The sequence below is a fragment of the Methylophaga thiooxydans DMS010 genome, assembly GCF_000156355.1.
Taxonomy (GTDB): domain Bacteria; phylum Pseudomonadota; class Gammaproteobacteria; order Nitrosococcales; family Methylophagaceae; genus Methylophaga; species Methylophaga thiooxydans.
Map to the genome: position 1 here is coordinate 58,063 of NZ_GG657904.1, position 22,164 is coordinate 80,226.

Genomic DNA, 22,164 nt, shown 5'->3' on the forward strand with positions numbered 1-22,164 from the left:
TTTACGTTTCAACTGTTGTTGAGTGAGTGAAAAAGCCACCTGAGGCTTGATCACAAAAATTTACAGGCTCTAGTTTTACGCAGAAGTAAGCAAGGGATCTATTGTACTAAGGTACTAATTTGGGGTTATTTCGCTTAGATCAGCAAAATAATTGATGTTTTTAACAGATTTACCATCAGGAATGATGATATGAACTACTGATGTTTAACGAGTTGTAACTTTCTTTTACCTGAGAGTGCGCCAGTGGCAAGCTGGTTAAGCAAGGTAGTAACCAGTTTTCTGGAAAGCCACGATTCACCATCATTAATCACGTTAACCGCGCGAACGATAGCATGGCGTTGTTGATGTAGCATAAAACCTTTACAACTAAAGCCAGTGGCTTCCAGACGATGATAATCTGCTTCTGTGTCTGAAATAATGAGTGTTTTGGTTTCAGGGCTCCGCAGATACGTGTGCATACATAATGCATCGGCATCAATGCCCCCACACACATCCGAAATCACTAGCACGTGCGGGTAGGAACGTGCAATATCATCAAGCATGTCTTCAAAATCACCGAGTTCAACCATATACAAATCAATGTCTGATCGGCTCTCAAGCAGCGCTTTTTCTTTCGCTGTGTCTTTACCAATCAAGCAGACTCGTATCATGCGTAGGCTCTCAATAAATTAGCAATCAGTTGCCATTGTTGTTCCCAGCCAGTCAGCGGCGATTGTCGATAACTGCTACGGACATACTGCTGCATGTGACCTTCAACAATCGACAGTAATAGATTAGCGGTTTCATTCACTGGGCGTCCACCTGCCTCAGTTAAACTCAGTTCCCGTTCACGTAATATTTGTCTAAATTGCGTTTCCAATCGGTCAAAAAACTGACTGACACGAAGTCGTAATCGTTCTGTTTCCCCTGTTAAGGCAGCACCTACGAGTACGCTGGTAATACCTGGGTTTTTTGCACTAAAGCCCAGCAGTAATGTAATGATCTTTTCGATACGTGACAAAGCATTTTGATCTTCTTCGATAATACGGCGAATCAAACCAAATACGGTATCTTCGGCAAAGCCAATCAGGCCTTCAAACATTCTTGCCTTGCTAGGGAAGTGGCGATATAGCGCAGCTTCTGAAACATTCAAGCTCGCCGCCAACTTTGCTGTGGTGATACGCTCACCGGGATATTGTTCTAATTGTGTTGCCAGGGCTTCGAGGATCTGCTGACGCCGTGAGCTTTTGGCTTCTGCCCTTGTCGCTTGCACATTGTCACTCATCGTCCGCCCCCGCGAATCAAGGTGCCCACACCTTCGTCTGTAAACATTTCCAGTAACACGGCATGTTGTACACGACCATCGATGATATGTGCGGTAGTCACGCCGGCCTGCACAGCATCCAATGCACAACCGATTTTTGGCAGCATACCACCATAAATCACGCCTTCATCAATTAAATCATTCACTTGTTTTGCATTCAGACCGGTTAATAATTTGCCATCAGCATCAAGCAGACCAGCGGTATTTGTCAATAAAATCAGTTTCTCAGCTTGCAAGACTTCTGCGATTTTGCCTGCCACTAAATCGGCATTGATGTTATATGACTCACCATCTTTGCCTACCCCAATCGGTGCAATGACGGGGATAAAGTCACTATGAATCAACATATCAATAACACTGGTATCGACGCTTGATACTTTGCCAACGTGACCTAAATCAATGACTTCAGATGTTTTTATTGCAGGATCATCACTATGTCTCGAAACGTTAAGCTTCTCGGCATAAATCAGGCTACCGTCTTTGCCAGTTAAGCCTACGGCACGGCCACCGTGGTTATTAATCAGGTTCACGATGCTTTTGTTGACCTGACCGCCTAACACCATTTCAACAATATCCATGGTTTCACGGTCGGTAACACGCATACCATTGATAAACTCACTCTGCTTACCAACACGCTCCAGCAGGTCACCAATCTGAGGGCCTCCACCGTGCACAATCACGGGGTTGATGCCGACTGCTTTCATCAAGACCACGTCGCGGGCAAAACTATTTTTCAGATTCTCATCCACCATCGCGTTACCACCATATTTGATCACCAACGTTTTTCCAGAAAAACGTTGGATATATGGCAGGGCCTCAGTCAGGACTTGGGCAATGTGGGTAGCACGCTGTGTGTTTAAACTCATTTAATGTCTGATTTTTATGGTTAAAATTTAATTGATGTCGCGGGTGACAGTTGTTGGATCTGTTCTTGAAAAGACTGTTTGATTTGCTTCAATCGCTGTTCTGTCTCAGCCTCAAAACGCAATGATATCGCTGCCGTTGTGTTCGATGCCCTTAACAAGCCCCAGCCATCGGCAAAATCAACTCTAACGCCATCCAGATCAGATTTTTCTGCACCATCCGCCTGATAGTTATCTCTGAACTGCTCCACAAGGTCACGCGCTTGTTGGAGTGGCATCTTAATGATTATTTCTGGTGTGGCAATATTTTCTGGTATTTCTGCAAAAAATTCGGCCGAGCTAGCCGTGGTTTGGGATAGCAACTCAGCTAGTCTGCAAGCAGCATACATCGCGTCATCAAAACCAAACCAGCGATCATTAAAAAAGAAATGACCCGTCATTTCACCTGCAAAAATGGCACTATGTTCTGTCATTTTAGCTTTAATGATTGAATGTCCCGCAGGCACCATGATGGCACGTCCACCGTCTGCCTCAATTGAATGTTTGACCAAACTGCTACATTTCACATCAAATAGTATGGTCGCTTCGGGGTTGTGTTTAAGTAGCGTCTTGGCGAAAGCAATCATCACTCTATCCGGCCAGATAATTTTTCCGTCACTGTCGACCACACCTAACCGGTCGGCATCACCATCAACGGCGACACCAAAGTCAGCGTTATAAGACTTCACCGCATACTGTAATGCTTGCATATTTTCTGGTTGCCCAGGGTCCGGGTGATGGTTAGGGAAGTGGCCATCAACGTCACAAAATAGCTCTATGACTTCACAACCTATCTGTCTCAATAAGCGCGGCATAAAATTACCTGCCACGCTGTTGCCGCAATCTACCACCACGGTTGGTCTATTTTTCATTTCCAGCGCGTCATCAACCACTTGGAGGTAATCAGTAAAGACATCTTCGGTCGACAAGCTACCGGCGTCACCGGTCACAAAATTTTGTTGTTTGATTCGTAGATATAGAGCGCTTATCTCATCACCAGACAAGGCTTTACCATCAACCACGATTTTGACCCCATTGTGATCGGCGGGGTTATGACTTCCCGTAATCATCACGCCACAACGAACCGAGGTTTTATGGCAGGCAAAATAAACAAGCGGCGTTGGCACCAGCCCAAGGTCAACCATATTACAACCTACACTCAAAGCGCCACGAATGAATGCTTTTGCTAATGGCGGGCTGCTAAGGCGCCCATCATGACCAATATTAAGGCTACCAAATCCTTTTTCCACCACTAGACTACCGACCGCTTTCCCCAACAACGCCATCACGGGTACTGTCAGGTGTTCGCCGACCACGCCACGAATATCATACTTACGGAATATGCTTTCGTCAGGAAGCGGTACATTAGCAACCGACTCAGTCACAATATTTTCAATGGCTGATACAAGCTTATCTTCTTCAACCAATTCAGTTTGATGAACATCATCAATATCCAGAGCTTGCTCAGTCGTCACTTCTGTATCATTAGAAGCTTGTTGAGAGGAAGGATCTTCGTCTTCATCCAAGCTTAGCGTCAAAGGCTCGTTCTCTAAGGAAACCAAGTCGTTATCAGACATATATTTCTCTGAAACATCATATTTGGTTGTTTGTGCTTCTTCCTGAGCTTTTAGGCTTGCTTCACGTGAACGTTGTAAGACATTCTCTTCGTATTCAATTACGTCATCACGCGCTGACTGCGCCCTCACCTCTTCCGTTGGCGGCTCATCGTGCTCAGTTGACGATTCTTCTTGCTGTTCACTGCTCGCGTCAGTTCCTTTGTTTGGTTCTGAATCAAGAGTCTCAACTGTTTCTTTATTTGGTTCTGAATCCTGCGTCTCGACAGTTTTTGGAGACATGTTTTTTTGACGCTGCGGCAACGCTATTTGTTGAATCGTCTGACTCACAAATTTTAGTTCTTTGTGGGCCAACTGATACTGCGCTCTTAATTTTAGCTGCTGGAAGTCGGACAGTTGCTCTTCTAATGTTGCACTATCCATTCGCAACAACACACCTTGCCAGCGCTCACGCAATAGCCAGAAGATCGCCATCACGATAATCACTGTAATGATTAAAGGCCAATTAGAACTCACGCTGACCGGTGCATGCCACAATTTCAACTGCCAATGGCTGCCTGCAATCGGCAGTAAAGAGGAGGCGTCAGACTGTTTAAGCGAAATTGAACCAGCTGAGTGCAGCGCACGTTGCGATGCTTCGCCCTGTATTAACTCGATATAAGTCGTGTTTGAAAGCTTGGCATCTAAGACATTGAAGACAGATTCAGGCTTAACCGCCATCAACACAATACCTGACTCACCTTGCGTTGCCCCAACCACTTTTGCCGCCAGCAGTACATGGTCGATTTGGCTGTTTTGCATAACCACAAGTAAATCCGCAGGACTCTGAGCATCAAGATCGCGCATCGTACTAAGTGACACATAAGTCAGCAGCATACATTCTGAATTGGGCGTTAACACCGGCTTCGAAAAAAAACAGGCTTGTTTAAGCTCAGGTAGTAAGGTCTTTAAATCTTGTTGCCATCTCGCATAATCAGCGGGAGATGACTGGTTTAGCAATTGTTTTGTTTGTTGCCAGTCAGCGACATTGCTTACTTTTTGTTTGAGTGAACGAATGCGTTGCTCAAGACGCGCGACGTTAGCATTGAAGACCGTTTGGGCACTGTGTTGATTTTCTAGAGACTGCGCGTTTGCTGACCGGTCATCATTTGAGAGAAATAAAAAGATAATCAGTAAAGCGGCTGCTACCAGCAAGGCGATACTGACAGGCATCACTCGCAGCCTCAAAGCCAGTTTTTCAAACGATGACATGCTCATGCCTCAACTCTCCAATGAATTTAATGACGCCCTGTGTGGCCAAAACCACCTGTGCCGCGTTCTGAAGTAGTAAATTCATCCACCCGCTCAAACCCAACCTGAGCAACCGGGATAAATACCATCTGAGCAATACGCTCGCCAATGTTAATTTCGAACGCTGTTTGGCCTCGATTCCAGCATGAAACAAATACTTGTCCCTGATAATCACTATCAATCAAGCCAACCAAATTACCCAAAACAATGCCGTGCTTATGACCCAGCCCTGATCGTGGCAATAAAACAGCCGCTAGACTCGGATCATCAATATGAATAGCAAGCCCGGTTGGAATCAACAGTGTTTCGCCCGGCGCCAGCGTCACCGCTTCATCAAGACACGCGCGCAGATCTAACCCCGCTGAACCTGTTGTTGCGTAATCAGGAAGTTCAATCGTATCACCCAGACGGGAATCAAGAATTTTCAGTTGAATTTTTTGCATAAAATCTTTCTATTATCAAAGTCATTAAATCACGCGCCAACTGGCTTTTCGGAGCCAACGGCAGTAATTGTTCACCACCGGTCCAGAAGACTTGCAGCGCATTGTCATCTACCGCAAAACCTTGCCCCTCTCCAACTTGGTTGGCGGCTATCATATCGAGTTTTTTGCGTTGCATTTTTTCACGCGCATAGTCAGCAATATGCCGGGTTTCGGCAGCAAAACCAACTACAAAAAGTGTCAGGTCGGGCTGACTTGTGACACTGCTGACAATATCTGTGGTGGGTTCCAGTTCTAAGATCAGCTTGTCATGGGTGGTTTTTTTTATCTTATTCGCTTCAACTTTAGCCGGGCTGTAATCGGCCACCGCGGCGCAGCTAATAAAGATATCGCTGTGATTCGCTTCAGCCGTGACGGCATCTAACATTTGCTGGGCTGTTTCGACATTGACTCGTTGCACACCGGTTGGCGTAGGCAAACTGACAGGGCCTGCAATTAATATCACCTCAGCACCCGCTTCTTGGGCTGCTTGCGCGAGAGCAAAGCCCATTTTCCCTGAACTGCGGTTGCCTATAAAACGGACTGGGTCAATAGGCTCATAGGTCGGCCCCGCAGTAATCAAGACCTGTTTACCTTTAAGTTGTCCCGGCACCGCTAACAGTGATAATGCCGTCACAATCTCTGTAGGTTCCAGTAAGCGTCCTTCCCCCTGCTCACCACACGCCTGGTCTCCACTAGCAGGACCAATAACGTGCACACCACGTGAACGCAATACAGCCAGATTGTCTTGTGTTGCCTGATGACTCCACATTTTATTATTCATCGCTGGCGCTAATGCCACGGGTGACTCGGTAGCGAGCACCAATGCCGTTAACAGGTCTTCTGCTCGTCCTTGCGTCAAACGCGCGATGGTGTCTGCACTCGCTGGGGCAATTAATACCCAATCAGCCCAGCGAGCCAGCGCAATATGGCCCATGGCGGATTCTTGGTCAGCGTCCAGTAGCTCCACAGCGACTGGGTGACCACTCAAGGTTTGCAAGGTTAACGGGGTAATAAACTCAGCAGCGCCTGGCGTCATAACAACGCGAAGTTCAGCACCCGCATCTCGTAAACGTCTGACCAGATCCGCGGCTTTGTAGGCGGCAATGCTGCCAGTCACCCCCACCACGATCTGTTTACCCGCTAAAGACTGTGTCTCTGTCATGCTTTTTAATGTTCCACTGCTAAATCACGTAAAGTCATACCACCCAGTACTTTCGCCTGTGCATCACTAATATTCTGTAGTAGCGCGTTGACATCCTCATCAACGAGACTTTTAACGACAAAGTGACTGTTTTCTTCTGCTGTGCGCAAGCAGTGCATAATGGCAGCAACCCTGATACTGGCAATGTCTTGCGCCGGTACGTAAGCCGTTTCATCACCGGCAAGTTCGACCAATAATCCACCACTTTCGAGGTTACTCAGTAGATCCTGTACGGCATTATTGGTCAGGCCGGTTTGCTCTTCCAATTGCTGAATTGTCAACGGTGGCTGATTGTTGCAAAACCGTTTTGCAATCACGGTCATTAACCACAAGCCCTCTTTTTCTCGTAACCTTGGGCTCAAGGTTAATGGCTTGCCCGCCAGCTGCACTAACTTAGGATGCTGCAAATAAAACGCAACTTGCGAGCCTGTCAGCAAAATAAACCAGGCTAAATACAACCAGATCATAAAGAAAAACAAAATGGCAAAACTTGAGTAGATCGCGGTGTAATTAGACGATGACGCTACAAATGACGCGAAGATGGTACCGATGGAAATCCACAAGATACCTGCCACCGTGGCGCCGATTAGAGCGGGGCTGAGTTTCACCTTAGTATTAGGAATAAATTTATACAAAAAGGTGAAGGCCAGAATAATCATCACATACGGTAGTAATTTGGTACCGACCAACAACAAGGTGCCAAAAGGCTCTATCTCGCTTAATTGTTTTACCACATCATGATTAACCACCGTAGCAGCCACACCGAGCGCAGAAAAGACGAGGACAGGCCCAATCATTACCACACTCAAATAATCAGCAAAGCGCCTTGCCATCGAGCGTGAACGTTTTACCCGCCAGACAAAATTAAAGGCATTTTCGATTTTTTGTACCAGCGCAATGATGGTGTAAAACAGCATGCCCAGCCCCACTGAACCCAACACGCCGACTTTTACATTCTGAACAAACCCAATGATGTTACTGGTGATTTCTGGACCACGCTCGCCCAAAGGTTCTAACAAACCTAACAATAAAGGCTCCATTTGGTTATGCACACCAAACGCTTTTAACACAGAGAAAGCCACAGCAATCAGCGGGACTAAAGAAAGTAACGTGGTAAACACCAAGCTCATCGCCCGCAGGTTCAATTCACCCGTCGCCAGCTCTCGTCCCATGATGTAAACAACACGCAATGTGTTAACCCACATCTGCCATATGCCAGACGCTTTTTCAGGTATGTCCTGCCACAAAGCGACTTTGAAAAAATATCTTAACTGTTCAAGTGTTGCTTCAAGCTTCTTTTGCAAAGGATGCGTCATATCAATCAGACCGGGTTATCAATATCAATGAAATGATGACGGATATTGAAGTGTTGTGCCAGCATTTGCCCCAGCGCTTGTACACCATATCGTTCCGTCGCATGGTGGCCAGCCGCCATGTAGTTAATCCCCAGTTCCCGAGCCATATGAACAGTAGGCTCTGAAATTTCGCCACTGATAAACAAGTCCAGCCTTAATTCCGCAGCTTGTTGTAAAAAGCCCTGAGCCGCTCCGGTACACCAGCCAACGGTCGTTATAGGCCTGTCATGCCCTTGAATGACTAAGGGTTCACGCTGAAGGCGTAGTTGTACATGTTCAGCAAAATCTTGCAGGGACATGGTTTGCGGCAGACAACCACACAAACCAATCGCCGGATCGCCGGTTCCAGAAATACGGCCGTCAATTTCCAAGCCTAGTATTTCAGCCAGTTGCACGTTGTTTCCTAACGAAGAGTGCGCATCCAGCGGCAAATGATAGGCGAATAAGTTAATGTTATTTTCTAACAATAATTTCAAGCGGCGCTGCTTAATGCCTACTATGCAAGGATCTTCACCACGCCAAAAATAGCCATGATGCACTAGCAGTGCATCAGCACCAGCAGCAATAGCGGCTTCTATCATCGCTTCACTCGCCGTAACGCCACTGATAATGGTCTCGATGTGTTCAGCACCTGCGACCTGAAGCCCGTTTGGGCAGTAATCTTTGAAACGCCCCGGTTCCAGCGTCTCGTCAATGTAGGCGAGAAGTTCAGTTCGGGTTATCATCAAATCTGATTCCTGTGGCCAAGTAAGTGGTCACTATATCAAAACAGGGAATTTTACGATGGACGCAGTCAATATCATTGCCTTGAGTATGGGAGCCGCCTGGGCTAGCGGCATTAATCTTTATGCCACTATCTTCATGCTCGGCTATATGGGCATGACCGGTAATATTACATTACCCGACGAATTACAAATGTTATCGAACCCGATGGTAATGGCCGCAGCGGGCTTTATGTATTGTGTTGAATTTTTCGCTGATAAAATACCCGGTATCGACAGTGGCTGGGATTCGATACATACCTTTATTCGTATTCCCGCAGGCGCCATGTTAGCGGCGAGTGCCGTCGGTGATGTCACACCGGCTGTTGAGCTCAGCGCTGCTTTATTAGGTGGTTCACTCGCTGCCGGCAGCCATGCCACTAAAGCCGGTAGTCGATTACTCATTAATACTTCCCCTGAGCCCGTCAGTAATTGGGGGGCGTCTATCGGTGAAGACCTACTGGTAATTGGTGGTCTATGGGCAGCCCTTAATCATCCCGTTTTATTCTTGATTGCACTGGTATTTTTTATCGTGTTAATGATTTGGCTATTACCAAGATTGTGGCGATTGATTAAAGCATTATGCCGACGGGTTGGGAGTTGGCTTGGAATGTGTGAGCCACCGCCGACACTTCCCGTGGAGACGCTGAAAGCAGATGCCCCAAAAGTTGTTAATAAAGACTCAGGCTAATCTTTACGGCGATAAATCGTACTGAAAGGCGTGCGTACCGACTCAAACGCATCACTATAACCACTGATGGTTTCTGATGCGCCCAAAAACAGATAACCGCCACGATTCAGGGATTGTGCCATCCGCTTCAAGATATCTTTTTTGCGTTCAGCCGAAAAATAAATCAGCACGTTACGGCAAAAAATAATGTCGAACCTTCCTAAGGCAGCAAAGCCTTGCAACAAATTTTGCTCTCTAAAGCTAACACGCCGTCTAATGTCGTCACTGACTCGCCAGCGCGTGTCTTGCTTTGTAAAAAACTGCTGACGCCGATTGCTGGACAAGCCTCTTCCTAAAGCAACGTCTTCATACTCCGCCCGTTTTGCTTCGGCTAAAATTGAACCGGAAATATCTGTTGCCATGATCTGACTCTGCGCCAGCTGACTGCTCAACTGCTTTCGGCAGTACTCAGAAATTATCATGCTGATTGTGTACGGTTCCTGCCCCGACGAACAGGCTGAAGACCATATTCTAATAGGACCTGTTCGCTTCTTATCAAACTCAGGAAACACATGCTGTGCTAACGTTTCAAACGGCACGCCGTCTCGAAACCATGATGTTTCGTTGGTAGTCATTGCATCGACCACTGCATCACGCAGATGTCGAGGGTGACCACGCTCAATGGAGATCATCAAATCGGAGAGATTAGCGATATTCTCATCGCGCAGAAGCCGGGTAAGACGGCTAGCTATCAAGTACTGTTTGCCTTCACCCAAGATGATACCGCAGGCTTGCTCCAAAAATGTCTTGAAGCGTTGGTAATCGTGCGAACTGATATCTTGCATTTGCAGCATAGGGTGTCAGACATTTAAAAATATGATTTAAAGATAAACTATTTATCGGCCGCGCTGGTTAAACATTTACACAAAGATAGGCTAAAGTGGCAAACATTATTTTTCAGACGCCGGCATATTGATGAAAAACATTTTAATCACAGGTTGCTCAAGCGGTATTGGCTTGTGCGCCGCACTGACTTTATCAAAGAGCGGCTTCAATGTTATTGCAACAGTTCGCAAAGAAGCTGACAAAATTGATCTGCAACAAGAAGGGCTAAAAGTTGTCGTCATGGATCTCGCTGATGAACAAAGCATACAGTTGGCCTTTACCGAATGTATGGAACGTTTCAATGGCCGGCTTGATGGCTTATTTAATAATGCCGCTTTTGGTCAGCCCGGCGCGGTAGAAGACTTGAGTCGACAAGCTTTACAACAACAGTTTGAAACCAACGTATTTGGCACTCAGCAACTGACAAACCTAGCCATTGCCGAAATGCGTAAGCAAGGACATGGTCGCATTGTCTACAACAGCTCAGTACTCGGCATCGTATCGCTGGCATACCGTGGTGCCTATAACGCCAGCAAATATGCCATTGAAGGCCTGGCTGACACCCTGCGACTGGAGCTTTATGGCAGTGGCATTAGTATCAGTTTGATCGAGCCCGGCCCTATCCTAAGCCGTTTCCGTGCTAATGCTTTTGCAAAATACCAGCAGCACATTGATAAAACGCACAGCGCCCACCGACATACCTATGAAGCAATGGAAGCCCGACTCAACAAATCTGGCCCTGCAGCACCATTCACGCTTCCAGCCGATGCTGTAGTCAAAAAGTGTCTGCATGCCTTTGAAGCAAAAAAACCCAAAATCCGTTATTACGTCACTTTCCCAACCTATCTGTTTGCAACGTTAAAACGCGTCCTGCCGCATCGGGTGCTTGACTGGGTTTTAAGAAACGTGTCTGATAATGAGAAGAAGACATAGCTAACGGTCACATATCACCGACAAATAACGCAAGAAGGTTTTGTGTTAATGGAATTTTAAATGGCCAAATTTGCACGTAACAGCCTGCAGTGGAATGCTGCGATAAAAACATTTATCAGCGTATTACTGGCTGGCATTATGACACTAGTTGTGTCCAGTTACCTGCTCTACACACATTTAGATCCTGACTCCTCCGAGTTTTTTGAAATCCTCACGTATTACGCATTAGCTGGCGTGGTTTTGCTCATATTCGCAGCGTTATTTGCAATGAGTCATTATCAAGCTTTGGCTCGCCCGTTAGAAAACTTTGAACGCATCACCCATGCTTTGCCGCTTCTCTCTGCCAAAAAATATAATGAAGCAAGACAAATCTTTGAAACCGTACAAGGTGACAAAAGACTCAAAGAAGTAGGTGAACTCCAAGCCGCATCGATACAACTTTCTAATGTACTCGAGCAACTGGATGGCAATGTTAACCAACGTACCAAAATGTTACACACCACCAATACCGAACTGCGCGGTGAGCGTGACTTTGTCAAAAACCTACTGGATACGGCCCAGCTTATTATCTTAACCATAGATGAAGAGTTTAAAGTCACTATGTTTAATGATTATGGTGAGAAAATAACCGGCTTCAGCGAAAAAGAGGTGCTTCTTTCTGACGCGGCTCGCTTCTTCCCCGCAGGCAACTGGATTGAAGCAGAAACTTTTTTTCGGGAATTGTTTGCCGGTAATATTCAGATTGCACAACAAGAATCTGAATTGATTGATAGAGAAGGACGCATTCGACAAATTTCTTGGTTGCATTCACGACTTGAAAATAATGCTCAACACCCGGTTCTAATGTCTGTTGGTCTAGATATGACCGATAAAAAAGAAGCGGAAAAGCGCATCGTCTGGATGGCCGAACACGATCCGCTGACAGACTTATGCAACCGCCGTAAATTTATTGAAGAATTCGAAAAGTCACTACGCACTGCAATTCGCTATAAGCATAATAATGCACTGCTTTATCTCGATTTAGACCAGTTTAAAGATATTAATGACACCAGTGGCCACAGTGCTGGCGATGAACTACTCAAGGAAGTCGCTAAAACACTCAAACGGGTTACACGTTTTACAGATTTGGTGGCACGTTTAGGTGGCGACGAATTTGCCGTATTAATGCCAGAAACTGACGAAGTCGGTGCTGTTGTATTGACGAAAAAAATTCAAGCCGAGTTACAAAAAATTCAGCTTGAGTATGGCAACGTCAAACATAAAATATCCTCCAGTATCGGTATCGTGAATTACCCGGTACATGATGCATCTATTCATGAATTAATGGGGTTCTCTGACCTCGCCATGTACAAGGCAAAATCTGCTGGGAAAAACACTTACCATATATTTTCTGCCGATGATCAAACGCGAGAACAGTTAGAAACACGGGTTTTCTGGAAGCATAAAATTGAAGATGCATTGGAAAACAATTTATTCGTCCTGCATTACCAACCTATTCTCAACATAGAAAATAACGTCATCCAACACTACGAAGTCCTGATTCGTATGCGGGAACCGGGGAGTGGTCAAATTCGTATGCCCGGCAAGTTCATCGAAATTGCAGAACAAGTTGGCCTGATTCAAAGCATCGATCACTTTGTTATCCAGCAGGGCATCAAGCATCTGTCACGCCTTCAAAAGCAAGGTTTGAAGGTCAAGTTTGCCATTAACTTATCTGGCTCCGTCGTCGACGCCCCCGTCCTGCTCCCCTTTCTCAAACGACTACTCAAAAAATACGAGCTAGATCCGTCTGGCTTAATCTTTGAAGTGACTGAAACAGCTGCAGTATCTAACTTACAACAAGCAAAATTAATGATGACAGCGGTTAAAGCACTCGGCTGCCAGTTCTCTTTGGATGACTTTGGGGTTGGTTTTGCCTCTTTCAACTACATGCGCCAACTGCCCATCGATATCATCAAAATTGATGGCATCTTTATTAAGGATCTCGATAAAAATGCGGATGACCAACTGTTTGTTAAAGCGCTGATTGATGTCGCCAAAGGCTTAGGTAAGAAAACCATTGCCGAGTTTGTTGAAAACAAAGATATCCTGACCTTACTACGCCAATATGGCGTTGATTACGCACAGGGTTATCATATCGGGCGCCCTGAACCTAAGATACATGATGACCAAAACTGGCAGCCCCCCGAAGATGACATCCCCATGCAGATAAAAATAAAACAAGACTCTGGTAGTGCTTCATAACTGTGCACGGTGATTACGCCAGCTCGACCATTCTGGTGCACTCACTCATTATTTCAGCAGCCAAAAAACACTAACCAACTGTAAAGTATAGAGTTTATTATTTGGCATGGAATATGCCAATTATCATTAGCTAACATTTTTGTTTGTTATTTTTATTGATAATTGGAGAATGTTCATGTCCTATGTAAAACCCAATGAGTTTGTCAGAACCATGGTGGATGCCGGTGAGTCCAAGCTATTCATGGCAACTCGTGATGTTTTAATTCGCGCCTTTATGGCCGGTGCGATTCTGGCAATTGCTGTTGCCCTTGCCGTCACCGCCGCAGTTCAGACTGGCTACCCCATTGTCGGTGCCCTTATCTTCCCTGTTGGTTTTTGTATCCTCAACCTGCTGGGCTTTGACTTATTAACGGGCGTATTTGCGTTGGTTCCGTTAGCCCTATTTGATAAACGTCCCGGCGCCACAATGTCTGGCATGTTCAAAAACTGGGGCCTGGTGGCTGTCGGTAATCTGGCTGGTGCTTTGTTCTCAGCCACGATGATTGCAATCTCGCTAACCTTTGCCTTTTCAGCCGAACCTAGCGCTGTCGGTAAAGCCTTTGCTGGCGCTGCAGAAGCCCGCACTCTGGGCTTTGCTGAATACGGTGCAGCCGGTTGGTTTACCGTATTTGTCAAAGGCATTCTGTGTAACTGGATGGTGTCTATCGGTGTCGTTGGTGCCATGTATTCGAAAACAGTAGGCGGTAAAGTTATCGCGATGTGGATGCCTATCCTGATCTTCTTTGGTCTGGTATTTGAACATGCCGTAGTCAACATGTATCTGTTTCCACTAGGCATGATGATGGGTGCAGACATCACTATTGGTAACTGGTTATTCTGGAATGAAATTCCAGTCATCTTGGGTAATCTGGTCGGTGGTCTGCTACTGACAGGTAGTGTGCTTTATGCCACCCATTACAAACCAGGCGCAACGAAACCCGTTCCATCTTCAGCTAACACCTAATTACCCCATATAGCCGGTACTGCCAGTCAGTACCGGTTTTTCTTATCTAAGAGGAGTCACAATGAACAAGTTAGATATGACCCAAGCCATTATGGTTGCCAAAGAAACCAAAGAAGTGAGCTGGGAAAACATTGCCGAAGCAGTCGGTATGTCACCGGTCTGGACAACATCAGCGTGCTTGGGTATGAATAGTATGCCTTCAGATAAAGCCTCGGCCTTATGCCAGTATTTGGATTTATCTGCCGAAGTGCGAGAAGCCCTGGAACAATACCCAACCAAGGTATGGGATCAAGCCGTACCTACCGATCCTTTGATCTACCGTTTATACGAAGTGGTTGGCGTCTACGGCCCGACTATGAAAGAGATTATTCAGGAAAAATTTGGCGACGGCATTATGAGCGCCATTGACTTTAATATGTCGATTGAACGCAAAGAAGATCCCAAAGGGGATCGCGTCATCGTTACCATGGATGGCAAATTCCTGCCTTATAAAGCCTGGTAATTTAGTTGTGACAATTAGGGAGCTAAGCCCTCGGTTAGCTCCCTTCTTTTTTTATTTTGATGAGTTCGGAGAGTACACAAACACAAGATAATAGGTCATCGCAACGAAGACACCACCACCGATGATATTGCCCAAGGTCACAGGGATAATATTCATCATAAAGCCATTCAACGACAGATCTTGTAATTGGCTGGCATCCACTCCACTTGCTGCCACAATGGCCGGGTCTAAGGAAGCCAGAATAGCTACCGGAATCATGTACATATTCGCGATACAGTGTTCAAACCCCATCGCCACAAATGCTGAAATCGGAAATAAAATCGCCAGCACTTTGTCACTCACTGTTCTGGAGGCGTAGACCATCCAGCTCGCCAGACAGACCAATACATTACAAAACAACCCCAGCACAAACGACTCAGTCAATGTGTTATCGACTTTGGCAAGTCCGGCTTTCAGTGCTGTCGCGCCAACTTGATGATGATGCGCATCCAGATAACCAGATAAGTACACCAGATACACCATGACAAATGCCCCTAAGGCATTCGCAATATAAACGATCGTCCAGGTTTTCAATAACGCCGGTAAACTCACTTTGCCTTTGGCCCAGGCCATCACCACTAGTGTATTACCCGTAAATAACTCGGCGCCGGCAATGACCACCATAATAAAGCCGAGTGAGAATGCGACACCACCCACCAACTTAGTCATGCCGTAGGCCATTGTGCTATCAGTGATCGCCACCGTGTAATACATCGCACCAAATGCAATAAAGGCACCGGCCATCAACGCCAAAATAATCAAAGACAAAAAGTGCATATTGGCTTTATCAACACCAATGGTTTTGACTTTCTCTGCAACCTCGGCGGGCGTGAAGGCGTCTACAAACTTACCAAAATCAGACATAATTTTTCCCGGCCAAAAATAAAAGGGCGCAATTATAACAAGCACTTAGTCACAATAGTGAGCAATCTGACTATTTATGCTTAAAAAAAAGCCCCGCATCGCGAGGCTTTGTCTAATTAGTGTAATAACAATGGCTTAAATATTAACTTGTCACCTTCCATGATCACATTAACAGTATCACCTGCATTAAATTTGCCAGAGAGCAAATCCTGCGCCAATGGATTTTCTAACTCATGCTGTATTACCCGCTTCAATGGTCTTGCCCCATAAACCGGATCAAACCCTGCCTCGGCGATCATGTCCAAGGCCTCATCAGCAACCTGCAGTTTGATATCACGTTCAGCCAGACGTTGTCTCAGATGCTCCAACTGGATGTCTGCGATAGCACGAATCTGTTCTTGTTGTAGCGGATGGAAAACAACCACATCATCAACACGATTAATAAATTCAGGTCGAAAGTGTTGCCCGACAATCTCCATCACCGCCTGTTTCATTTGCTGATAATTCTCTTCGCCCGCCATTTCCTGAATAACGTTTGAGCCCAGGTTCGACGTCATCACGATAACAGTATTTCTGAAATCGACGGTGCGGCCTTGACCATCGGTAAGCCGGCCATCGTCTAACACTTGTAACAACACATTGAACACATCGGGATGTGCTTTTTCGACCTCATCCAACAAGATGAGCGAATAGGGTTTACGTCGCACAGCTTCCGTCAGATAACCGCCCTCTTCATAACCAACATAGCCAGGAGGTGCACCTACTAATCTGGCAACAGAATGTTTTTCCATAAACTCGGACATGTCGATACGTACCATCGCTTCTTCGGTATCAAACAGGAATGTCGCCAGTGATTTACACAACTCGGTTTTACCCACCCCGGTTGGTCCGAGAAACAGGAAAGAACCATTAGGTCGGTTGGGATCAGATAACCCCGCTCGGCTGCGTCGAATAGCATTTGCCACTGAGCTTACTGCTTCATCCTGACCGATTACGCGCTCATGCAAGGCCTCATCCATTTTTAGTAACTTGTCCCGCTCACCTTCGAGCATTTTCGAGACCGGAATTCCTGTCCACTTGGAGACCACTTCGGCAATTTCTTCTTCGCCGACTTTATTACGCAGTAAAGTAAATTCCTGCATCTCAGCCTGTGTCGCCATATCCAATTGTTTTTCTAACTCAGGAATACGACCATATTGTAGTTTTGCCATTTTCTCGTAATCGGCACTGCGATTAGCGGCATCTAACTCTTGACGGGCTTTTTCCAACTCTTCTTTAACATGTTGACTGCCATGCAGAGCCGCTTTTTCTGATTTCCAGACTTCTTCTAAATCCGTGTATTCACGTGCCAGTTTTTTCATCTCGGCTTCAAGCGTATCTAAGCGCTTTTTAGACGCATCGTCCGACTCTTTTTTTAACGCCACACGTTCAATCTTCAATTGAATTAAGCGTCTTTCCAATCGGTCCAATGATTCTGGCTTGGAGTCAATTTCCATTCGAATGCGACTGGCGGCTTCATCAATCAAATCGATGGCTTTATCAGGTAAATTACGATCTGTAATGTAACGATGTGACAAGGTTGCTGCAGCAACAATCGCCGGATCGGTAATGTCGACACCATGGTGCACTTCATAGCGCTCACTCAACCCACGTAAGATACCAATCGTCGACTCAACGCTGGGTTCACCGACAATCACTTTCTGGAATCGGCGTTCCAGCGCCGCATCTTTTTCCACGTATTGACGGTATTCGTCTAAGGTGGTGGCACCGATGCAATGCAGCTCACCTCGTGCCAGCGCCGGCTTCAACATATTACCGGCATCCATAGAACCTTCTGCTTTACCGGCGCCGACCATGGTATGGATTTCATCAATAAATAAAATGATCGATCCTTCCTGCTTGGACAGATCATTCAGCACAGCTTTTAACCGTTCCTCAAACTCGCCACGAAATTTTGCACCCGCAATCAAAGAGCCCATATCCAGCACTAAGACACGTTTATGTTTCATGCCTTCCGGCACTTCGCCATCGACAATACGCTGAGCTAGCCCCTCGACAATCGCAGTTTTACCCACGCCTGGCTCACCAATTAACACCGGATTATTTTTAGTACGGCGTTGCAATACCTGAATGGTGCGGCGAATCTCATCATCGCGACCAATAACCGGATCCAACTTGCCGCTTTCTGCTCGCGCCGTCAGGTCAATCGTAAATTTTTCCAGCGCTTGCCGCTGTTCTTCCGCATTCGGATCTGTCACGCGTTCGCCTCCACGCATTTTATCTATCGCTGCTCCCAAGCTACCTTTGTTACCGCCGTGTTTACGCAGCAACTCACCCGTTTGCGTTTTATCATCCACAACAGCCAGTAAAAACAGTTCACTTGAAATGTATTGATCCTGTCTTTTCTGTGCCAGCTTATCGGTTTGATTTAATAGACGGCTCAAATCGTTAGAAACACGGATGTCGCCATTGCTCCCTTCAACCGTCGCAATTCTGGCAAGCTGTTGTTGTAATTCTGCTTGGTAGGCAGGCAAGTTCACTCCTGACTGCGCAAGAATGGGTTTCACACTACCATTTTGCTGTGCAATCAACGCCAACATCAGATGCACCGGTTCAATAAACTGGTGGTCATGCCCAACAGCCGTACTTTGCGCTGCGGCCAACGCCTCTTGAAATTTTCCTGTCAACTTATCGATTTGCATGGGTTATTTCCCTTGAAACAGTGTGTTATCTAGGAAATGGGGGGATCCCATACAGAAATCAAGTATTATTTCGCTTGCTTATGTCGGCGTTTCAATCGCTTTGGCTATCAATTCGAGATTAGCTTGGTTGGCCTCAGTCAAATTGATTACAGGTAAGAAAAAAAGCGCAACATGGTCTGGAATAAAAGGCGCTGTGAACGTTTTACCTTGTGCTTTTACGCCTTCAATTCGCACCGGGTAAATGTCGCACTGCGACCACGCCGCCAGTCTTGCAACGCCGCCTTTTATCGGTCTTGGCGGATCTGTATCGAGGTGAATTTTGCCATGCGGGAACAAGGCGATGACTTCCCCTTTTTCCAACGCCCGCCGTGCCGCGCGTAAGGCCAGCTCTGGCCGCCCTTTACGATCCACGGGGATACAGCCTGCCGCACGAAACAGCCAGTGAAAGACGGGACGGTTATATTCCTCTGTCGCAATCAAAAATCGCAATGGTCGGTGACAAGCAGCGATTAAAAGTAAAGGATCCAAACCAGACACATGGTTGGCGACAACGATCGCCGGGCCACTAGCCGGTAAAGGCATGAGACCTTCATCCAAACCGTGTAAATAGCGACATAACAGGCGTGTCCAACCATCTAGCCAGTTAACATGAGGACCACCCCAGTCAGTCTTGGAAAAGACCAAACCTATCAGCACGATCAGAGCCAGAAAAAGGCTCAGCATCAGCCATGCCATATTAGCTTTCGAACGGGGTGCTATCACCCTGACCGTATCGTGTTACCTCAGGCACATCATCAATAAATTCAATCACCGTCGTTGGAATAGCACCGCAGGCACCACCATCAATAATCAGATCCACATGTTTGCCTATGGCATCGACAATATCTTCCGCATCGGTCATCGGTAAGTCATCTCCCGGCAGAATCAGTGTCGAGCTCATTAACGGTTCATCCAGCTCTTCCAGTAAAGCCAGTGCAATTGTGTGCTCTGGAATGCGCAGACCAATAGTTTTACGCTTTGGATGCTGCAGTCGTTTGGGCACTTCTTTAGTGGCCGGCAAAACAAACGTGTAAGAACCCGGTGTATGCGCTTTCAGCAATCTAAACACGGCATTATTGAATTTGGCGTAAGTAGATAACTCTGATAAGTCCCGACAAACCAGCGTGAAATTATGATCCGCATCGAGCTGACGTATACGTCGAATACGGTCCATCGTGTTTTTGTCGCCAATTTGGCAACCCAAAGCATAGCCAGAGTCAGTGGGGTACACCACCAAACCGCCGCGGCGGATAATATCGCAGGCCTGCTTGATTAAACGTAGTTGTGGGTTATCTGGATGGATTTGAAAGAACTGACTCATAATTATCTACACGTCTTAAATTTAAGCGTTTCATCATACACAAAGCCTGACGACTCATGCCCATTGATTCCATATGGGCGTGACAAACGGCGGCAGAGTGGTAATTTTACCAAGTTCAGTCCAGCTATTATCAGGGCTATGAAAGTCCGAGCCACACGAGGCCAGCAAATCAAACTCCTCGGCCAATTTTGCCATCGTGCGCACCTCTTCCGGATGCTGCTGACCAGATGCGACTTCGATCGCCACACCACCGAGTGATTTAAACTCTCTCAGTAATTTACGGCGTTTTGTCGCGGTCATTTTATAACGAGCCGGATGCGCCACAACAGCCTGGCCGCCCGCCGCCACAATCCATTCTACTGCTTGTTTTAATGTAGCCCACTCACCACTGACATAGCCTGGTTTATTACGAACCAGAAAACGTTTAAACACATCTTTCATATCTTTGGCATGGCCTTTTTCCACCAGAAACCGTGCAAAATGCACACGCCCTAACATGGTTTTGGAGGCATAACGTGCCGCCCCCTCTAGAGCGCCGGGGTAGCCGGCTTTTTCTAGTTTTTGTGCAATCGCTTCTGCCCGTGTTTGGCGATACTCACGTAGTTGTGCCAGCCCCTGTTGCAACTCGGGGTTATCAATATCAAGGTTCAATCCGACAATATGCACGGTAGCGCCATACCAGCTGACTGAAATTTCTACACCCGGAATCAGCGCAATTCCGGCTTGGTTTGCAATACGCTTAGCTTCTTCGATGCCTTCTGTTCCATCGTGGTCTGTCAACGCTAAATGCGTCACACCTTGCTGGCTGGCACGCTCCACTAACTGTGTGGGAGTTAATGAACCATCCGAAGCCGTGGAGTGAGTGTGTAAGTCATACTGAGTCATAAGCGCCATTTTACGATAGAATGCAATGGATCTGTATTTAACTGAGTTTGAGATGAAACTGTTTTTTGATTTTTTACCTATCGTACTGTTTTTTATCGCCTATAAATTTGCTGGTGGCGATTACACCTTCAACGGCGAAATTTACCATGTAGAAGGCATTTACGCCGCCACGGCGGTAATGATTGTGGTGAGCCTGTTGCAAGTCAGTTACAGCTGGTTAATGCACCGTAAAGTGGAGCGGGCACATCTGATCACGCTGATTTTAGTTGTCATGTTAGGTGGCGCGACGTTATGGCTACAAAATCCCGACTTTATTATGTGGAAACCCACAGCAGTAAACTGGCTGTTTGCTTTAGTCTTCATCGGTGCGCAACTGTTTACCGACAAAACATTGCTGGAACGCATGATGGCCGACCATATTCAGTTACCCACGCAGGTTTGGTCACGCTTGAATATCGCCTGGATCCTGTTCTTTATCGTGTCTGGTTTAGCTAATATATACGTTGCCTATAACTTTGAAGAAGCCACTTGGGTCAATTTCAAATTGTTTGGCATGCTCGGGTTAACGATTGTCTTTGTTATTGCACAATCCATTTACCTCGCCCGCCACGCAGTCGAAGTCTCCAAATAAAAGGTGCCTATGCTGTACGCCATTATTAGTGAAGATAAACCAGATAGCCTGCCACGCCGCATTGAAGCCAGACCGGCACATTTAGCTCGTCTGCAGCACTTGCAGGATGAAGGTCGCCTGATTTTGGCCGGGCCACACCCTGCCATCGACAGTGAGGACCCCGGCCAAGCTGGATTCACAGGCAGTCTGGTAGTGGCTGAGTTTATTGATCTCGAATCAGCACAACAATGGGCGGATGCGGATCCTTACATTGCTGCTGATGTTTATGCCAACGTCACGGTTAAACCGTTTAAAAAGGTTTTCCCATGAATACACTAGAATCAATTGAACAGGCGCTACAAGCACTGAAGCCAACGCAGTTGGAGATTGAAGATGACAGCGCCAGCCATGCGGGTCATGCCGGCAACACCGGTGGGGGCCACTATAATCTGTTTATTGTCAGCGATGCTTTTGAAGGCTTATCACTCATCCAACGTCACCGCTTAGTATTCGCTCACGTAGATGCTTTAATGCAAAGTCAGATCCACGCCTTGAGTATTCAAGCGAAAACCCCTAACGAAGTTTCTCAACCCTGACAG

The 22,164-nt window shown here is 46.5% G+C and carries 22 protein-coding genes; 8 read left to right on the forward strand and 14 right to left on the reverse strand.

Features of this window, described 5'->3' with window-relative positions; all coding sequences use genetic code 11:
• Positions 1–194 precede the first annotated feature (194 nt).
• From MDMS009_RS13260 to MDMS009_RS13295, 8 genes are read right to left on the reverse strand one after another with little or no spacing between them, the layout of a single operon-like run.
• On the reverse strand, positions 195–650 hold the full coding sequence (locus MDMS009_RS13260) for a response regulator transcription factor (RefSeq protein WP_008291978.1): 456 nt from the start codon (positions 648–650) through the stop codon (positions 195–197).
• Positions 647–1,264, reverse strand: a complete 618-nt coding sequence (gene slmA, locus MDMS009_RS13265; protein WP_008291941.1) for a nucleoid occlusion factor SlmA — start codon at positions 1,262–1,264, stop codon at positions 647–649. The genes MDMS009_RS13260 and slmA overlap by 4 nt, the downstream gene beginning before the upstream one ends.
• Entirely contained in the window at positions 1,261–2,169 is a 909-nt protein-coding gene (argB, locus tag MDMS009_RS13270; protein WP_008291949.1) for an acetylglutamate kinase, read from the reverse strand. Before argB ends, slmA begins: the two co-directional genes overlap by 4 nt.
• Positions 2,170–2,189: 20 nt before the next feature.
• Positions 2,190–5,030, reverse strand: coding sequence for a phosphomannomutase/phosphoglucomutase (locus MDMS009_RS15915; protein WP_237700528.1), 2,841 nt, complete (start codon positions 5,028–5,030; stop codon positions 2,190–2,192).
• Between the two features lie 26 nt (positions 5,031–5,056).
• The gene (dut, locus tag MDMS009_RS13280; protein WP_008291972.1) at positions 5,057–5,512 is read right to left on the reverse strand and encodes a dUTP diphosphatase; all 456 of its coding nucleotides are present in this window, start codon (positions 5,510–5,512) and stop codon (positions 5,057–5,059) included.
• Positions 5,484–6,713, reverse strand: coding sequence for a bifunctional phosphopantothenoylcysteine decarboxylase/phosphopantothenate--cysteine ligase CoaBC (coaBC, locus tag MDMS009_RS13285; RefSeq protein WP_008291948.1), 1,230 nt, complete (start codon positions 6,711–6,713; stop codon positions 5,484–5,486). The genes dut and coaBC overlap by 29 nt, the downstream gene beginning before the upstream one ends.
• A 5-nt stretch (positions 6,714–6,718) precedes the next feature.
• Positions 6,719–8,068: a YihY/virulence factor BrkB family protein gene (locus tag MDMS009_RS13290; protein WP_008291975.1), complete on the reverse strand. Its 1,350-nt coding sequence runs from the start codon at positions 8,066–8,068 to the stop codon at positions 6,719–6,721.
• A gap of 5 nt (positions 8,069–8,073) precedes the next feature.
• Entirely contained in the window at positions 8,074–8,832 is a 759-nt protein-coding gene (locus MDMS009_RS13295) for a Nif3-like dinuclear metal center hexameric protein (RefSeq protein WP_008291928.1), read from the reverse strand.
• A gap of 58 nt (positions 8,833–8,890) precedes the next feature.
• Between MDMS009_RS13295 and MDMS009_RS13300 the strand changes: the two genes are divergently transcribed.
• Positions 8,891–9,559: a DUF4126 domain-containing protein gene (locus MDMS009_RS13300; protein WP_008291955.1), complete on the forward strand. Its 669-nt coding sequence runs from the start codon at positions 8,891–8,893 to the stop codon at positions 9,557–9,559.
• On the opposite strand, the gene MDMS009_RS13305 is transcribed toward MDMS009_RS13300, so the two are convergent.
• Positions 9,556–10,392, reverse strand: coding sequence for a CheR family methyltransferase (locus MDMS009_RS13305; protein ID WP_008291985.1), 837 nt, complete (start codon positions 10,390–10,392; stop codon positions 9,556–9,558). The two genes, MDMS009_RS13300 and MDMS009_RS13305, sit on opposite strands and share 4 nt — an antisense overlap.
• 121 nt (positions 10,393–10,513) lie before the next feature.
• On the opposite strand from MDMS009_RS13305, the gene MDMS009_RS13310 reads away from it, so the two are divergent.
• The 4 genes from MDMS009_RS13310 (at position 10,514) to cynS (ending at position 15,105) form a co-directional block, all read left to right on the forward strand.
• Complete coding sequence (locus MDMS009_RS13310) at positions 10,514–11,356, forward strand: SDR family NAD(P)-dependent oxidoreductase (RefSeq protein ID WP_008291953.1); 843 nt, start codon at positions 10,514–10,516, stop codon at positions 11,354–11,356.
• 60 nt (positions 11,357–11,416) lie between these two features.
• Positions 11,417–13,600 carry a putative bifunctional diguanylate cyclase/phosphodiesterase gene (locus MDMS009_RS13315; protein ID WP_008291994.1) on the forward strand — a complete coding sequence of 728 codons (2,184 nt, stop codon included), beginning with the start codon at positions 11,417–11,419 and terminating at the stop codon, positions 13,598–13,600.
• 175 nt (positions 13,601–13,775) lie between these two features.
• Positions 13,776–14,603 (forward strand): formate/nitrite transporter family protein, encoded by an 828-nt coding sequence (locus MDMS009_RS13320; RefSeq protein ID WP_043888360.1) that lies wholly within the window; start codon positions 13,776–13,778, stop codon positions 14,601–14,603.
• Between the two features lie 61 nt (positions 14,604–14,664).
• Entirely contained in the window at positions 14,665–15,105 is a 441-nt protein-coding gene (gene cynS, locus MDMS009_RS13325; protein WP_008291931.1) for a cyanase, read from the forward strand.
• Between the two features lie 51 nt (positions 15,106–15,156).
• Here the strand turns inward: cynS and MDMS009_RS13330 are convergent, their stop codons facing one another.
• The 5 genes from MDMS009_RS13330 to MDMS009_RS13350 form a co-directional block, all read right to left on the reverse strand.
• Positions 15,157–16,008, reverse strand: a complete 852-nt coding sequence (locus MDMS009_RS13330; protein WP_008291934.1) for a formate/nitrite transporter family protein — start codon at positions 16,006–16,008, stop codon at positions 15,157–15,159.
• Positions 16,009–16,124: 116 nt separating this feature from the next.
• Positions 16,125–18,710 carry an ATP-dependent chaperone ClpB gene (clpB, locus tag MDMS009_RS13335; protein WP_008291944.1) on the reverse strand — a complete coding sequence of 862 codons (2,586 nt, stop codon included), beginning with the start codon at positions 18,708–18,710 and terminating at the stop codon, positions 16,125–16,127.
• A 78-nt stretch (positions 18,711–18,788) separates the two neighbouring features.
• Positions 18,789–19,445, reverse strand: a complete 657-nt coding sequence (locus MDMS009_RS13340; RefSeq protein WP_008291991.1) for a lysophospholipid acyltransferase family protein — start codon at positions 19,443–19,445, stop codon at positions 18,789–18,791.
• Between the two features lies 1 nt (position 19,446).
• Positions 19,447–20,070 (reverse strand): L-threonylcarbamoyladenylate synthase, encoded by a 624-nt coding sequence (locus tag MDMS009_RS13345; protein ID WP_008291983.1) that lies wholly within the window; start codon positions 20,068–20,070, stop codon positions 19,447–19,449.
• A gap of 54 nt (positions 20,071–20,124) precedes the next feature.
• Entirely contained in the window at positions 20,125–20,964 is an 840-nt protein-coding gene (locus tag MDMS009_RS13350; protein WP_237700529.1) for a PHP domain-containing protein, read from the reverse strand.
• A 43-nt stretch (positions 20,965–21,007) separates the two neighbouring features.
• Between MDMS009_RS13350 and MDMS009_RS13355 the strand changes: the two genes are divergently transcribed.
• From MDMS009_RS13355 to MDMS009_RS13365, 3 genes are read left to right on the forward strand one after another with little or no spacing between them, the layout of a single operon-like run.
• Positions 21,008–21,586 (forward strand): septation protein A, encoded by a 579-nt coding sequence (locus tag MDMS009_RS13355; RefSeq protein WP_043888380.1) that lies wholly within the window; start codon positions 21,008–21,010, stop codon positions 21,584–21,586.
• Positions 21,587–21,595: 9 nt separating this feature from the next.
• A complete protein-coding gene (locus tag MDMS009_RS13360; RefSeq protein ID WP_008291973.1) occupies positions 21,596–21,895 on the forward strand; it encodes a YciI family protein in 300 nt (99 codons plus the stop codon).
• On the forward strand, positions 21,892–22,161 hold the full coding sequence (locus tag MDMS009_RS13365) for a BolA family protein (protein WP_008291995.1): 270 nt from the start codon (positions 21,892–21,894) through the stop codon (positions 22,159–22,161). Before MDMS009_RS13360 ends, MDMS009_RS13365 begins: the two co-directional genes overlap by 4 nt.
• Positions 22,162–22,164: the final 3 nt, after the last annotated feature.

What these genes read in the sequence shown, in the direction of transcription:
- clpB (WP_008291944.1), bottom strand. Translation starts at nt 18,710, where the DNA reads ATGCAAATCGATAAGTTGACAGGAAAATTTCAAGAGGCGTTGGCCGCA.
- MDMS009_RS15915 (WP_237700528.1), bottom strand. Translation starts at nt 5,030, where the DNA reads ATGTCATCGTTTGAAAAACTGGCTTTGAGGCTGCGAGTGATGCCTGTC.
- MDMS009_RS13300 (WP_008291955.1), top strand. Translation starts at nt 8,891, where the DNA reads ATGGACGCAGTCAATATCATTGCCTTGAGTATGGGAGCCGCCTGGGCT.
- MDMS009_RS13355 (WP_043888380.1), top strand. Translation starts at nt 21,008, where the DNA reads ATGAAACTGTTTTTTGATTTTTTACCTATCGTACTGTTTTTTATCGCC.
- MDMS009_RS13295 (WP_008291928.1), bottom strand. Translation starts at nt 8,832, where the DNA reads ATGATAACCCGAACTGAACTTCTCGCCTACATTGACGAGACGCTGGAA.
- dut (WP_008291972.1), bottom strand. Translation starts at nt 5,512, where the DNA reads ATGCAAAAAATTCAACTGAAAATTCTTGATTCCCGTCTGGGTGATACG.
- MDMS009_RS13290 (WP_008291975.1), bottom strand. Translation starts at nt 8,068, where the DNA reads ATGACGCATCCTTTGCAAAAGAAGCTTGAAGCAACACTTGAACAGTTA.
- MDMS009_RS13360 (WP_008291973.1), top strand. Translation starts at nt 21,596, where the DNA reads ATGCTGTACGCCATTATTAGTGAAGATAAACCAGATAGCCTGCCACGC.
- MDMS009_RS13345 (WP_008291983.1), bottom strand. Translation starts at nt 20,070, where the DNA reads ATGAGTCAGTTCTTTCAAATCCATCCAGATAACCCACAACTACGTTTA.
- MDMS009_RS13350 (WP_237700529.1), bottom strand. Translation starts at nt 20,964, where the DNA reads ATGGCGCTTATGACTCAGTATGACTTACACACTCACTCCACGGCTTCG.
- MDMS009_RS13330 (WP_008291934.1), bottom strand. Translation starts at nt 16,008, where the DNA reads ATGTCTGATTTTGGTAAGTTTGTAGACGCCTTCACGCCCGCCGAGGTT.
- MDMS009_RS13310 (WP_008291953.1), top strand. Translation starts at nt 10,514, where the DNA reads ATGAAAAACATTTTAATCACAGGTTGCTCAAGCGGTATTGGCTTGTGC.
- MDMS009_RS13305 (WP_008291985.1), bottom strand. Translation starts at nt 10,392, where the DNA reads ATGCTGCAAATGCAAGATATCAGTTCGCACGATTACCAACGCTTCAAG.
- MDMS009_RS13365 (WP_008291995.1), top strand. Translation starts at nt 21,892, where the DNA reads ATGAATACACTAGAATCAATTGAACAGGCGCTACAAGCACTGAAGCCA.
- argB (WP_008291949.1), bottom strand. Translation starts at nt 2,169, where the DNA reads ATGAGTTTAAACACACAGCGTGCTACCCACATTGCCCAAGTCCTGACT.
- coaBC (WP_008291948.1), bottom strand. Translation starts at nt 6,713, where the DNA reads ATGACAGAGACACAGTCTTTAGCGGGTAAACAGATCGTGGTGGGGGTG.
- MDMS009_RS13315 (WP_008291994.1), top strand. Translation starts at nt 11,417, where the DNA reads ATGGCCAAATTTGCACGTAACAGCCTGCAGTGGAATGCTGCGATAAAA.
- MDMS009_RS13320 (WP_043888360.1), top strand. Translation starts at nt 13,776, where the DNA reads ATGTCCTATGTAAAACCCAATGAGTTTGTCAGAACCATGGTGGATGCC.
- MDMS009_RS13260 (WP_008291978.1), bottom strand. Translation starts at nt 650, where the DNA reads ATGATACGAGTCTGCTTGATTGGTAAAGACACAGCGAAAGAAAAAGCG.
- MDMS009_RS13340 (WP_008291991.1), bottom strand. Translation starts at nt 19,445, where the DNA reads ATGGCATGGCTGATGCTGAGCCTTTTTCTGGCTCTGATCGTGCTGATA.
- slmA (WP_008291941.1), bottom strand. Translation starts at nt 1,264, where the DNA reads ATGAGTGACAATGTGCAAGCGACAAGGGCAGAAGCCAAAAGCTCACGG.
- cynS (WP_008291931.1), top strand. Translation starts at nt 14,665, where the DNA reads ATGAACAAGTTAGATATGACCCAAGCCATTATGGTTGCCAAAGAAACC.